Annotated in this window: 6 protein-coding genes, 10 tRNA genes, 3 rRNA genes and 1 pseudogene; 4 read left to right on the top strand and 16 right to left on the bottom strand. The window is 42.3% G+C overall.

What is annotated here, in order from left to right; all coding sequences use genetic code 11:
* Positions 1–2: 2 nt before the first annotated feature.
* Both AC4CS8_RS02625 and AC4CS8_RS02620 read right to left on the bottom strand, forming a co-directional pair.
* Complete coding sequence (locus AC4CS8_RS02625) at positions 3–317, bottom strand: type II toxin-antitoxin system RelE/ParE family toxin (protein ID WP_493893408.1); 315 nt, start codon at positions 315–317, stop codon at positions 3–5.
* Complete coding sequence (locus tag AC4CS8_RS02620; protein WP_024403749.1) at positions 307–570, bottom strand: type II toxin-antitoxin system Phd/YefM family antitoxin; 264 nt, start codon at positions 568–570, stop codon at positions 307–309. The genes AC4CS8_RS02625 and AC4CS8_RS02620 overlap by 11 nt, the downstream gene beginning before the upstream one ends.
* Before the next feature lie 1020 nt (positions 571–1590).
* Here AC4CS8_RS02620 and AC4CS8_RS02615 point away from each other — a divergent pair.
* Positions 1591–3063 (top strand): plasmid recombination protein, encoded by a 1473-nt coding sequence (locus tag AC4CS8_RS02615; protein ID WP_493893407.1) that lies wholly within the window; start codon positions 1591–1593, stop codon positions 3061–3063.
* A gap of 320 nt (positions 3064–3383) precedes the next feature.
* Here AC4CS8_RS02615 and rlmD read toward each other — a convergent pair.
* A pseudogene (gene rlmD / locus AC4CS8_RS02610) lies at positions 3384–4733 on the bottom strand (23S rRNA (uracil(1939)-C(5))-methyltransferase RlmD); the annotation flags it as partial.
* 37 nt (positions 4734–4770) lie between these two features.
* Here rlmD and recX point away from each other — a divergent pair.
* The 3 genes from recX (at position 4771) to AC4CS8_RS02595 (ending at position 6551) form a co-directional block, all read left to right on the top strand.
* The gene (gene recX / locus AC4CS8_RS02605; RefSeq protein ID WP_493893406.1) at positions 4771–5550 is read left to right on the top strand and encodes a recombination regulator RecX; all 780 of its coding nucleotides are present in this window, start codon (positions 4771–4773) and stop codon (positions 5548–5550) included.
* A gap of 73 nt (positions 5551–5623) precedes the next feature.
* Entirely contained in the window at positions 5624–6157 is a 534-nt protein-coding gene (gene ntdP, locus AC4CS8_RS02600; protein WP_493893405.1) for a nucleoside tri-diphosphate phosphatase, read from the top strand.
* Positions 6158–6233: 76 nt separating this feature from the next.
* A complete protein-coding gene (locus AC4CS8_RS02595) occupies positions 6234–6551 on the top strand; it encodes a DUF960 domain-containing protein (RefSeq protein WP_493893404.1) in 318 nt (105 codons plus the stop codon).
* Positions 6552–6934: 383 nt separating this feature from the next.
* Here the strand turns inward: AC4CS8_RS02595 and AC4CS8_RS02590 are convergent.
* The 13 genes from AC4CS8_RS02590 to AC4CS8_RS02530 form a co-directional block, all read right to left on the bottom strand.
* Positions 6935–7008 (bottom strand) — tRNA-Pro (locus AC4CS8_RS02590).
* A 49-nt stretch (positions 7009–7057) separates the two neighbouring features.
* Positions 7058–7131: transfer RNA gene (locus AC4CS8_RS02585), tRNA-Arg, on the bottom strand.
* Positions 7132–7143: 12 nt separating this feature from the next.
* A tRNA-Leu gene (locus AC4CS8_RS02580) sits at positions 7144–7227 on the bottom strand.
* Positions 7228–7234: 7 nt separating this feature from the next.
* Positions 7235–7306, bottom strand: a tRNA-Gly gene (locus AC4CS8_RS02575).
* Between the two features lie 13 nt (positions 7307–7319).
* A tRNA-Thr gene (locus AC4CS8_RS02570) sits at positions 7320–7392 on the bottom strand.
* A gap of 18 nt (positions 7393–7410) precedes the next feature.
* Positions 7411–7492: transfer RNA gene (locus AC4CS8_RS02565), tRNA-Leu, on the bottom strand.
* Positions 7493–7495: 3 nt separating this feature from the next.
* Positions 7496–7568, bottom strand: a tRNA-Lys gene (locus AC4CS8_RS02560).
* 38 nt (positions 7569–7606) lie between these two features.
* A tRNA-Asp gene (locus AC4CS8_RS02555) sits at positions 7607–7679 on the bottom strand.
* 2 nt (positions 7680–7681) lie between these two features.
* Positions 7682–7754 (bottom strand) — tRNA-Val (locus AC4CS8_RS02550).
* 4 nt (positions 7755–7758) lie between these two features.
* Positions 7759–7874 (bottom strand): 5S ribosomal RNA (gene rrf, locus AC4CS8_RS02545).
* 191 nt (positions 7875–8065) lie between these two features.
* Positions 8066–10970 (bottom strand): 23S ribosomal RNA (locus AC4CS8_RS02540).
* 162 nt (positions 10971–11132) lie between these two features.
* Positions 11133–11205, bottom strand: a tRNA-Ala gene (locus AC4CS8_RS02535).
* 52 nt (positions 11206–11257) lie between these two features.
* Positions 11258–12814: ribosomal RNA gene (locus AC4CS8_RS02530) — 16S ribosomal RNA — on the bottom strand.
* Together the 16S, 23S and 5S rRNA genes with 10 tRNA genes alongside form the textbook arrangement of a ribosomal RNA operon.
* Between the last annotated feature and the right edge of the window lie 227 nt (positions 12815–13041).

The following is a 13041-nucleotide window of genomic DNA, read 5'->3' as shown; positions in this document are numbered from 1 at the left end:
TCTCAAATTAGCTTATCAAAATCACGTTTACTATAAAGAATTCGGCGGATTTCCATAGTGTTTTCCATTAGCACATAAAATATCGTAAAGTTCCTAACTTTGATTGTGTAATAATCATGAGGACGCTTTTTGAGTGTAGGAAAAGGTGCATAGCCTGCTGGATTCTTTAATCTTTCAAAAATAACCTTTTCTACCTCATCAACTAAATTCAAAGCAGCTTGGGGACTATTTAAAGTATTTGTAATATAGTCCACAGCTTCATTAAGATCTTGTTCAAAGAGTGGTAGAAAAGTAAGTTCATAGTGTTTATTCTCCATCAATCCTATTTCTCACTCTTCCAAAAATTTCTTCGGCTGTATATCGTTTTGAACTTATAGCTGCTTGCTGATCTGCTTCATCCAATGCTTTCTCCCTTGTGTCCGTTAAGAGCGAATATTGCTCCAGACTCATAACAACCATAGAACCATACCCATTTTTTGTCAAAAATACTGGTTCACCATTTTCTATAACGTCTGATTCTATTTCACTGAATCGATTTCTTAAATCTGAGACTGGTCTAATATTAAGCATTTCTGCACCTCCTGTTTTTGATAAAATTATATCAAAATTTTATCAAAAATAACAGTGAAGAATGAGAACTCCTTTTCTATTTCGTACTCTTATTTTCATCATCTACAAACTAGCTTACGCCTTATTTACTGATGATTTCTAAACAATGTCTTTGTGATTCTTGGGCATTGTCTTTTCGTCCTTAGGGACGAATATGCCGTCTGCAAGACCCCTCGGAGAGCGTTTGTAGTTTTGATGAACCGTAGGGTTGTCAAAACTACAAAAACGTTACTTTTTGACAAAAAGTAACAAAAACCTCTGTTACTTGCTTCTCAAATTTTTTTAAGGAGAATCATTGAGTCTAATTTATTTGGCGAGGAATAGCGGAGCGCCTCGCCGTTGCTCGCTATTCGAGCAATCATAGCACAAAATTTTCAGATATTGAGAATTTAGAAAATAACATACCAATCTTAAATAATCACTTTTCTACAAAAATAATGGAATCATTTATCTATCCATTTTTTATAGTCATAATGGGTAACTTTATAAAACCATTATCTGTTAAAGAATGGATTACTTTATTGGTCCGCTGTTTTTGAAAACATGGACTTCTTTAATTAGTCCATTAATTTAGAGAATATGGACTAGTTTATTCAGCCATATATTATACAATTATGGACTACTTTACTAGACCTTTCATTTTACAAACATGGATTACTTTATTAGCCAATGTTTTTCAATCATGGAGTAATTTATGAATCCATTATTACAGCCAAAATGGTCAACTATACAAAACCATTAATCGCTTGAATATGGATTACTTAAATAGTCAATACATTTTTCTATAATGGACTTGTTAAGTTGTCAATTTTATTTTAATAGTAGGAGATCGGTCCCCATAGATTTCAGTTCTAAAGAATAAGACATCAGTAATTAATTACTTGGTTCAGGGATAGCTCCCAACGAAATTCATTCTCAAATTTTTAAAATGAGTTTTTAAGGCATACTGTATTAAAGAAAAATTTTTAAGGAGTATACGTGATGCCAAAATTAACTATTTCATTTAAAACAAATCCGAGAATGACAAACATTCGACATAATAATCGAGATTTGACAGAAAAAGAATGGAAGAGTCCAGAACATTCACACATTCTTAGAGATAAAAGTCATCAAAATATTGTAGTTAAACAATTAGATATTCGAGAGCTATATGAAAAGGAATTTGGACCTTCTTTGAAGGAATACAATGAAAAGCAGATAAGAAATGATCGAAAAATCAAGGATTATTATAAACATGTTGGTAAACTTGATACCTTAGATCAACAGAGAGAGTTTATCATTGGTATTGGATCAAAAGCGGATTGGGACAAATTACCAGAAGGATATAAACTCAACATTGGGTCATATTTAGCTAAATATGCGCAAGATTTCGAAAAACGTCATCCACATTTCCGTGTTTATAATGCAGTAGTGCATCTGGATGAAAAAGGTGCTCCGCATTTACATTTAAATGTCGTTCCCATCGCAGACGGTTACAAAAATGGTCTTTCAAAACAACCAAGCTTTTCAAAAGCATTGAAGCAAGAGGGATTTACAGAAAAAGGAAAGTTTCAATTGATGGCTTTTCGCAACAACGAAATTAAAGTCCTTGAGGACATGTTAAAAGAAATGGCAGTTGAACGTAAAAAAGTAGGTACGAACAATATTAAAGACATTCGTGAGTATAAAGAAATGATGGCTGAACTTGAGGAGGAAAAAGAAAAGAAACTGAATGATATTAAAGCTGAAATCACTTCTGAGGTCTCAAAAGTAGAAAAAGAATTTGCAGAAAAGAAAGAGAAGTTAAATACACTTGAAAAAGAGATTGATAGAAAAACACAATCAATTGAACAATATGATAATGTCATCCATTCAAAGCAAGAGTCTGTTAATAAGTTAGACAAGATGTTTGAAGCTAAAGCTGACAAAGTTGAATTGTTATTGGCACAGGAAGAAGCTATAAATGCTATCAACGAACAATTATTAAAGGATATTGGAATTAAAGAGGATAAGAATTACCTATTCACAAAAGACTTTAAAGTAGAAGAACGTGGATTATTTGGAAAAAAAGAAAAATTTGCAGTTGTACCTTTAAAAATTTTTGAAAAAATGTTATACCAAGTAAATACCAAACCTATGAAACAAATTTTAGACGATTTTATTGATAAAGTCTTTAACAATAGTATTGTCCAAGGATTAAAACAGAAAATTAGCCAATTAACTGGTGAATTGAAAAGAGCTAGAGAACAGCTTCAACATGAGAGGTCTGTACGAATTGCTGAACAAAAAGAAGCGGAGAAAAAAATGGATTCGCTATTGAAGGAAGTGCAGCCTGCAATGAACCTATACGAAGATTTTCAAAACTATCTCACTGAAAATGATAAGAAAAAAGTATTTGAACGCATCGAAAAACACAAAAAATTACACCAAAAACAAATAAGTAAAAATCGCAATACAAATGATTATGAACGTTAAAAAGTGCAGATCAATTCTGCACTTTTTAATTTATTTAATTACTCAATCATTCCAAACCAAGTTAACGCATCGATGATAGCTTGTTCTTTTTTGGGTGGACAATTTGGAACTCTTTGATTTTCTTTCTTAGAGTGATTATAGTTCTCTCGCTCGATTATCCCAAGTTTCCTTTTTACTTGTGCAATGTTAAGGGTAGATACTTTTAATTCAAATTTTCTAAAGACATAATCTTTGATTTCTGAATAAGTGGCATCCTTCTTGACAGAAATATCTTTGAGATCTTCTTCATTGATTTCAAGATCAATATGATGGTTGATATCTCGTTTGGACAATTTCACAACCGCCTCTGTTCGTGCAGTATGCGGAAACATGTCAACCGACTGAATATAGTGTACGTCGTAACTCTTCACTAAATGTACCAAATCACGTGCCAATGTCGATACATTACAGGATACATAGACCATTTTCTCCGGTTGGTAACGCAAAATGGTCTCCAATAAAGCCTTATCCAAACCTGTTCGAGGCGGATCGACCACTAGGGCATCTGCTCTATAGCCATCCTCGTACCACTTAGGAATAATCTCCTCCGCCTTACCAGCCTCGTAATAAGTATTATCCAAGCCTAGACGTACTGCATTCTTCCTAGCATCCTCAATCGCCTCAGGAATGATATCCATACCTCTCACCGACCGCACTCGCTTGGCAAAGGCAAAACCAATCGTTCCCACACCACAGTAAGCATCGATTAATGCCTCATCACCACGCAGATCCATAGCCTTGACCGCCTCGCTGTAAAGAACTTCAGTCTGCTCAGGGTTTAATTGGTAAAATGCCCGAGGTGACAGGGAGAACTCGTAGTCCAAAACAGCCTCGTCAATAGCTTCCTGCCCCCAGATAATCTCCGTTTTCTCACCGTAGATGTCACTGGTCTTTTGCCGATTCCAGTTGATCGCAACCGTCACAATCTCTGGGAAAGCTGCCACCAATTCCTGAATCAGTCTGGTTAGATTAAGCTGACAAGAGACCACAAAAATCAACTGAACTTGACCTGTTTTCTTAGCCCTACGCACCATGACGGTCCGAACACCTTGAATCTTCCTCTCATCATAAATCGGAATCCGGTGCTTGGTCAGCAAATCAGCCACACGATTGATGACTGACTGAGTCACCTCATCTTGGACCAAACAATCTTGAATCGCAATCAAACGATGAGAATTTTCCGCATATAATCCTGCTTGCACTTGTCCCTTGAACTGCCGTGTTTGGAACTGCAGTTTTGCTCGATAATGTCGTGCCTCTTCCATACCGAGTGTTCTACGAATCTCAAATTGCTCATAACCTGCCGGCTGGAACTTCTTCAAAGCCTGCTTGAGTAAGTCCGTCTTGAAATCCAGTTGTTGTTCATACTGCAAATGCATGAGCTGGCAACCACCGCAAGCTTCATAAATAGAACAGGCAGGCTCCACACGAAATTTAGAAGCCTTGTTAATTTTTAACAATCGAGCTTCTACAAAGTTTCGTTTTACCGCCGTTACCTGACAATAAACTTCCTCACCCTTCAATGCTCCTGGTACAAAAACAAGGGTCTTCTGATAAAAGCCAATCCCCTCGCCATTGATACCCATACGCTTGATTTTCAGCGGAATCCGCTGCTTCACTTGTAATTTCATACTACTATTTTACCTGAATTTCCTGTATAATGAAAGAATGAAAATCACAAAGATTGAAAAGAAAAAACGACTCTACCTACTCGAGTTAGACCACACAGAACATCTGTACGTCACCGAGGACACCATTGTCCGCTTTATGCTGAGTAAAGACAAGGAAATTTCACCTCAGGAACTCACAGACATAAAAAACTTCGCCCAGCTTTCCTATGGAAAAAATCTTGCCCTCTACCATATCAGTTTCAAACGACGAACCCGCAAGGAAGTCCAAGACTATCTCAAAAAGCATGAAATAGAACCAATGATTATTCCAGCCATCTTGGACCAGTTAGAAGCAGAAAAATGGATTGATGACCAAGCCTATATCCAGCAAATCCTCTATCAAAACGCCAACTCTGGCGATAAGGGGCCTCAAGTCCTGCGACAAAAGCTAGCCCAAAAAGGCATCGCCAAATCCTTAATTGACCAAGAGCTTGCTTTAGAAGATTTTGAAGAAATAGCAGAGCGACTAGCTAAAAAACTCTTAAAAAAATACCAAGAAAAACTCCCCCAGCGTGCCTTGAAAGACAAGCTAGCCCAGTCCCTGATTGCCAAAGGATTTAACTATGAACTAGCTAAACAAACAATCACACAACTGGATATAGAAGACGACCCAGGACGAGAAGAAGAACTCATATACAAAGAACTGGACAAACAACACCGCAAGTACAGCCGAAAATACGAAGGATACGAGCTAAACCAACGCCTTCTCCAATCCCTTGCACGCAAAGGCTACGATTATGACAACATAAAATCTGCGCTCCGCCATTACTTAGAATAAAAAATCCCCACTGATGAAAAAAATATGATATAATAGGTAGGATTAAACTGAAATTGTAGAAAGTTGGTAACCCATGAAATTACCAAAAGAAGGCGACTTTATTACAATTCAAAGTTATAAACATGATGGCGAACTCCACAGATCGTGGAAGGATACCATGGTACTAAAAACAACTGAAAATGCAATCATCGGAGTTAATAATCATACATTAGTAACAGAAAATGATGGCAGACGTTGGGTGACAAGAGAGCCCGCGATTGTTTATTTCCACAAAAAATATTGGTTTAATATCATTGCTATGATTCGTGAAAATGGCGTATCCTATTACTGCAACCTAGCAAGCCCATATGTCCTAGATAGTGAAGCCCTTAAGTACATCGATTATGATTTAGATGTCAAGGTCTTTGCAGATGGGGAAAAACGTTTGTTAGATGTTGACGAGTATGAACGACACCGAAAACTCATGAATTATCCAAACGATATTGACTTTATTCTCAAGGAGAATGTCAAAATTTTAGTAGATTGGATTAACAATCAACGCGGCCCCTTCTCACCAGCCTACGTCAATATTTGGTACAAACGCTATTTAGAACTGCGAAGTCGATAAAGTCATAAAGAAAAACCTGCTTAACAGGCTTTTTTCTTACCCAAATCACCTTCCATACATTTAGAAAAGGACTACTATGGCATTTACAAATACAAAAGGGCGTTATGCTAGTTTTGGCATCGTCACCTCTATCCCTGGAGATTTAATTGATAGCATTTGGTTCTGTATTGATAACTATCTCAAATACGTAATACCACTCAAACATATCATTAAATTCTCTATTAAAAACCGCTCAGGAAAAATTACATTAGTTTTCTCCCAAGAAAATTTCAAACACCGCTTAGAAATTGATTTCAACATTCCCTTTGATCCCTACTATCCTAGGACTATCCTAGTTATCGACAGAAAAGGCAAAGAAACAGTGACCCTTCCTGACGAAGTAAATCTAATATAAATTATCAAGGAAACTATAAGATAGGTTCGTGCATACTCTTTTAGACATTCCAAAAGAGTGTGAAATATAATATCTTATCATTTTGACAGTACCACATTCAAATAAAAAACTAGAGGCTAGAGGTGATCAATAACTTCAAATACATTGCCACTTTGAACAGTAAAAAGGACCAACAGAGTCCTTTTCATTTTATCTTCTGAAACTTCAGGATATTTAAGACACACGGTTAAGATCTTAATCATCCTTTCAGAGTTTCAGAGAAATTGAAAATCTAAAAATAGGTATTACTTACTTTGAATATGAACAAAAAAAAGAAGATTTCCTAATCTTCTCCAGTCTTTGTTTTCCATCAACCACTATAATGATAAAAAACTGATTTACTATCGGGAAGACAGGATTCGAACCTGCGACACCTTGGTCCCAAACCAAGTACTCTACCAAGCTGAGCTACTTCCCGATATCATTAAAAATAAACCTCCCCTAATGTACACACATTAAGCGAGTCATGCACCCTAGAGGAGTCGAACCTCTAACCGCCTGATTCGTAGTCAGGTACTCTATCCAATTGAGCTAAGGGTGCTTACTATATCTATGCCGAGGACCGGAATCGAACCGGTACGATGTTGCCATCGCAGGATTTTAAGTCCTGTGCGTCTGCCAGTTCCGCCACCCCGGCCTCTCAAAGCGAACGACGGGATTCGAACCCGCGACCCCCACCTTGGCAAGGTGGTGTTCTACCACTGAACTACGTTCGCAATCTTTTCCTAATGCCGGCTACATGACTTGAACACGCGACCCTCTGATTACAAATCAGATGCTCTACCAACTGAGCTAAGCCGGCAAATTTATATTTTCTTTATGCGGGTTAAGGGACTTGAACCCCCACGCCCGAAAGCGCCAGATCCTAAATCTGGTGCGTCTGCCAATTCCGCCAAACCCGCATATGACTCGTGCTGGGCTCGAACCAGCGACCCATTGATTAAAAGTCAATTGCTCTACCAACTGAGCTAACGAGTCTAAATCAATGTTATTTCCTTCAATTCTTTTAAATTGAACGGTCCCGACGGGAATCGAACCCGCGATCTTCGCCGTGACAGGGCGACGTGATAACCGCTACACTACGGGACCTATGGGAGTTAACGGGATCGAACCGCTGACCCTCTGCTTGTAAGGCAGATGCTCTCCCAGCTGAGCTAAACTCCCTTTCGCTAAGCGACTCCCTTATCTCACAGGGGGCAACCCCCAACTACTTCAGGCGTGCTAGGGCTTAACTGCTGTGTTCGGCATGGGTACAGGTGTATCTCCTAGGCTATCGTCACTTAACTATTGAGTCTTGTCAACTCAAAATTGAATATCTATATTCTAACAAGATTAACCACGCTTGTCAATATTGACTGGTGAGTAATTGTATTCAGGCTAAATTCTTAGTGAAAAAGATAAACTTCCTAGAGTCTGTTGACTCTGCCTCAGTTTCCTATTTTCATACAGAATTTTTAACGCCTTCATTACTTACTTTGGATAAGTCCTCGAGCGATTAGTATTGGTCCGCTACATGTGTCGCCACACTTCCACTTCCAACCTATCTACCTGATCTTCTCTCAGGGCTCTTACTAACATAAAGTTATGGGAAATCTCATCTTGAGGTGGGTTTCACACTTAGATGCTTTCAGCGTTTATCCCTTCCCTACATAGCTACCCAGCGATGCCTCTGGCGAGACAACTGGTACACCAGCGGTAAGTCCACTCTGGTCCTCTCGTACTAGGAGCAGATCCTCTCAAATTTCCTACGCCCGCGACGGATAGGGACCGAACTGTCTCACGACGTTCTGAACCCAGCTCGCGTGCCGCTTTAATGGGCGAACAGCCCAACCCTTGGGACCGACTACAGCCCCAGGATGCGACGAGCCGACATCGAGGTGCCAAACCTCCCCGTCGATGTGAACTCTTGGGGGAGATAAGCCTGTTATCCCCAGGGTAGCTTTTATCCGTTGAGCGATGGCCCTTCCATACGGAACCACCGGATCACTAAGCCCGACTTTCGTCCCTGCTCGAGTTGTAGCTCTCGCAGTCAAGCTCCCTTATACCTTTACACTCTGCGACTGATTTCCAACCAGTCTGAGGGAACCTTTGGGCGCCTCCGTTACCTTTTAGGAGGCGACCGCCCCAGTCAAACTGCCCGTCAGACACTGTCTCCGATAGGGATAACCTATCTGGGTTAGAGTAGCCATAACACAAGGGTAGTATCCCAACAACGCCTCCGTCGAAACTGACGTCCCGACTTCAATGGCTCCTACCTATCCTGTACATGCGGTACAGATACTCAATATCAAACTGCAGTAAAGCTCCATGGGGTCTTTCCGTCCTGTCGCGGGTAACCTGCATCTTCACAGGTACTAAAATTTCACCGAGTCTCTCGTTGAGACAGTGCCCAAATCATTACGCCTTTCGTGCGGGTCGGAACTTACCCGACAAGGAATTTCGCTACCTTAGGACCGTTATAGTTACGGCCGCCGTTTACTGGGGCTTCAATTCAGATCTTCGCTTGCGCTAAACCCTCCTCTTAACCTTCCAGCACCGGGCAGGCGTCACCCCCTATACATCATCTTACGATTTAGCAGAGAGCTGTGTTTTTGATAAACAGTTGCTTGGGCCTATTCACTGCGGCTCAGTCTAGCTGAGCACCCCTTCTCCCGAAGTTACGGGGTCATTTTGCCGAGTTCCTTAACGAGAGTTCTCTCGCTCACCTGAGGCTACTCGCCTCGACTACCTGTGTCGGTTTGCGGTACGGGTAGAGTATGATACATCGCTAGAAGCTTTTCTCGGCAGTGTGACGTCACTAACTTCGCTACTTAACTTCGCTCCCCATCACAGCTCAATGTTATAGATACAAGCATTTGACTCATATCACACCTCACTGCTTAGACGGGCTCTTCCAATCGCCCGCTTTAGTTAGCCTACTGCGTCCCTCCATCACTTCATACTCTAGTACAGGAATATCAACCTGTTGGCCATCGGATACACCCTTCGGTCTCTCCTTAGGTCCCGACTAACCCAGGGCGGACGAGCCTTCCCCTGGAAACCTTAGTCTTACGGTGGATGGGATTCTCACCCATCTTGCGCTACTCATACCGGCATTCTCACTTCTATGCGTTCCAGCACTCCTCACGGTATACCTTCTTCACACATAGAACGCTCTCCTACCATAACACCTTAGTGTTATCCACAGCTTCGGTAAATTGTTTTAGCCCCGGTACATTTTCGGCGCAGGGTCACTCGACTAGTGAGCTATTACGCACTCTTTGAATGAATAGCTGCTTCTAAGCTAACATCCTAGTTGTCTGTGCAACCCCACATCCTTTTCCACTTAACAATTATTTTGGGACCTTAGCTGGTGGTCTGGGCTGTTTCCCTTTCGACTACGGATCTTAGCACTCGCAGTCTGACTGCCGATCATGAATCATTGGCATTCGGAGTTTATCTGAAATCAGTAAACCGAGATGGCCCCCTCATCCAAACAGTGCTCTACCTCCAAGATTCTTACATATCGACGCTAGCCCTAAAGCTATTTCGGAGAGAACCAGCTATCTCCAAGTTCGTTTGGAATTTCTCCGCTACCCACAAGTCATCCAAGCACTTTTCAACGTGCCCTGGTTCGGTCCTCCAGTGCGTCTTACCGCACCTTCAACCTGCTCATGGGTAGGTCACATGGTTTCGGGTCTACGACATAATACTAATCCGCCCTATTAAGACTCGGTTTCCCTACGGCTCCGTCTCTTCAACTTAACCTCGCATCATATCGTAACTCGCCGGTTCATTCTACAAAAGGCACGCTCTCACCCATTAACGGGCTCGAACTTGTTGTAGGCACACGGTTTCAGGTTCTATTTCACTCCCCTTCCGGGGTACTTTTCACCTTTCCCTCACGGTACTGGTTCACTATCGGTCACTAGAGAGTATTTAGGGTTGGGAGATGGTCCTCCCAGATTCCGACGAGATTTCGCGTGTCTCGCCGTACTCAGGATACTGCTAGGTATAAAGACTATTTCGAATACGAGGCTATTACTCTCTTTGGCCTACCTTCCCAGGTAGTTCTTCTATAATCTTTAAGTCCACATTGCAGTCCTACAACCCCAGAGAGTAAACTCTCTGGTTTGCCCTCCTGCCGTTTCGCTCGCCGCTACTAAGGCAATCGCTTTTGCTTTCTCTTCCTGCAGCTACTTAGATGTTTCAGTTCACTGCGTCTTCCTCCTCACCACCTTAACAGTGATGGGTGACAGGCATCAACCTGCCGGGTTCCCCCATTCGGACACCCCTGGATCATTGCTTACTTACAGCTCCCCAAGGCATTTCGTCGTTAGTCACGTCCTTCTTCGGCTTCTAGTGCCAAGGCATCCACCGTGCGCCCTTATTAACTTAACCTTATTAACCTAATTTTTTTAAAATTAGAAAACTCATTAAATATTCACAGCGTTTTCGGTTTATTTTCTTGTTACTATTTCTATACGTACTGTTACATACGTTTAGGAATGTTTGATAGATATTCAATTTTCAATGGACAAGTTTAACAACTTTCGTTGTTAATGGAGCCTAGCGGGATCGAACCGCTGACCTCCTGCGTGCAAAGCAGGCGCTCTCCCAGCTGAGCTAAGGCCCCACAAGACCTCTCAAAATTAAAGAAGACTAACGTACAGGTTCCATTTCCTTAGAAAGGAGGTGATCCAGCCGCACCTTCCGATACGGCTACCTTGTTACGACTTCACCCCAATCATCTATCCCACCTTAGGCGGCTGGCTCCTAAATGGTTACCTCACCGACTTCGGGTGTTACAAACTCTCGTGGTGTGACGGGCGGTGTGTACAAGGCCCGGGAACGTATTCACCGCGGCGTGCTGATCCGCGATTACTAGCGATTCCGACTTCATGTAGGCGAGTTGCAGCCTACAATCCGAACTGAGACTGGCTTTAAGAGATTAGCTTGCCGTCACCGACTTGCGACTCGTTGTACCAGCCATTGTAGCACGTGTGTAGCCCAGGTCATAAGGGGCATGATGATTTGACGTCATCCCCACCTTCCTCCGGTTTATTACCGGCAGTCTCGCTAGAGTGCCCAACTGAATGATGGCAACTAACAATAGGGGTTGCGCTCGTTGCGGGACTTAACCCAACATCTCACGACACGAGCTGACGACAACCATGCACCACCTGTCACCGATGCTCCGAAGAGAAACCCTATCTCTAGGGCGGTCATCGGGATGTCAAGACCTGGTAAGGTTCTTCGCGTTGCTTCGAATTAAACCACATGCTCCACCGCTTGTGCGGGCCCCCGTCAATTCCTTTGAGTTTCAACCTTGCGGTCGTACTCCCCAGGCGGAGTGCTTAATGCGTTAGCTGCGGCACTGAGTCCCGGAAAGGACCCAACACCTAGCACTCATCGTTTACGGCGTGGACTACCAGGGTATCTAATCCTGTTCGCTCCCCACGCTTTCGAGCCTCAGCGTCAGTTACAGACCAGAGAGCCGCTTTCGCCACCGGTGTTCCTCCATATATCTACGCATTTCACCGCTACACATGGAATTCCACTCTCCCCTTCTGCACTCAAGTTTGACAGTTTCCAAAGCGTACTATGGTTAAGCCACAGCCTTTTACTTCAGACTTATCAAACCGCCTGCGCTCGCTTTACGCCCAATAAATCCGGACAACGCTTGGGACCTACGTATTACCGCGGCTGCTGGCACGTAGTTAGCCGTCCCTTTCTGGTAAGATACCGTCACTGTGTGAACTTTCCACTCTCACACACGTTCTTCTCTTACAACAGAGCTTTACGATCCGAAAACCTTCTTCACTCACGCGGCGTTGCTCGGTCAGGGTTGCCCCCATTGCCGAAGATTCCCTACTGCTGCCTCCCGTAGGAGTCTGGGCCGTGTCTCAGTCCCAGTGTGGCCGATCACCCTCTCAGGTCGGCTATGTATCGAAGCCTTGGTGAGCCGTTACCCCACCAACTAGCTAATACAACGCAGGTCCATCTCATAGTGAAGCAGTTGCTTCTTTCAAGCATCTACCATGCAGTAAATACTGTTATGCGGTATTAGCTATCGTTTCCAATAGTTATCCCCCGCTATGAGGCAGGTTACCTACGCGTTACTCACCCGTTCGCGACTCACTTATCTCGGTGGAGCAAGCTCCGGTGAAATAAGTGCGTTCCACTTGCATGTATTAGGCACGCCGCCAGCGTTCGTCCTGAGCCAGGATCAAACTCTCATAAAAAGTTTTGATTCAAACTCAAGCTATGACTAGCTTTCCGTTTTATTGTTTTGTTTTGTCATTGACGATTTATCCTTTAGATAAATCACCCTGCACGTTTGGTTCGTCTTCTTTAATTTTCAAAGGTCTTGTCTACCGCTCTCTCAAGCGACAACTATATCAGTATATCAGACTCCATTTTTCTTGTCAACACCTTTTTTGACTTTTTTTAAACTTTTTTTGTTTCCCAC

The sequence above is a fragment of the Streptococcus sp. NSSLK0004 genome (assembly GCF_059039125.1).
This window is presented reverse-complemented; position numbering and strand designations above follow the sequence as displayed.

What these genes read in the sequence shown, in the direction of transcription:
- AC4CS8_RS02625 (WP_493893408.1), bottom strand. Translation starts at nt 317, where the DNA reads ATGGAGAATAAACACTATGAACTTACTTTTCTACCACTCTTTGAACAA.
- recX (WP_493893406.1), top strand. Translation starts at nt 4,771, where the DNA reads ATGAAAATCACAAAGATTGAAAAGAAAAAACGACTCTACCTACTCGAG.
- AC4CS8_RS02615 (WP_493893407.1), top strand. Translation starts at nt 1,591, where the DNA reads ATGCCAAAATTAACTATTTCATTTAAAACAAATCCGAGAATGACAAAC.
- AC4CS8_RS02595 (WP_493893404.1), top strand. Translation starts at nt 6,234, where the DNA reads ATGGCATTTACAAATACAAAAGGGCGTTATGCTAGTTTTGGCATCGTC.
- AC4CS8_RS02620 (WP_024403749.1), bottom strand. Translation starts at nt 570, where the DNA reads ATGCTTAATATTAGACCAGTCTCAGATTTAAGAAATCGATTCAGTGAA.
- ntdP (WP_493893405.1), top strand. Translation starts at nt 5,624, where the DNA reads ATGAAATTACCAAAAGAAGGCGACTTTATTACAATTCAAAGTTATAAA.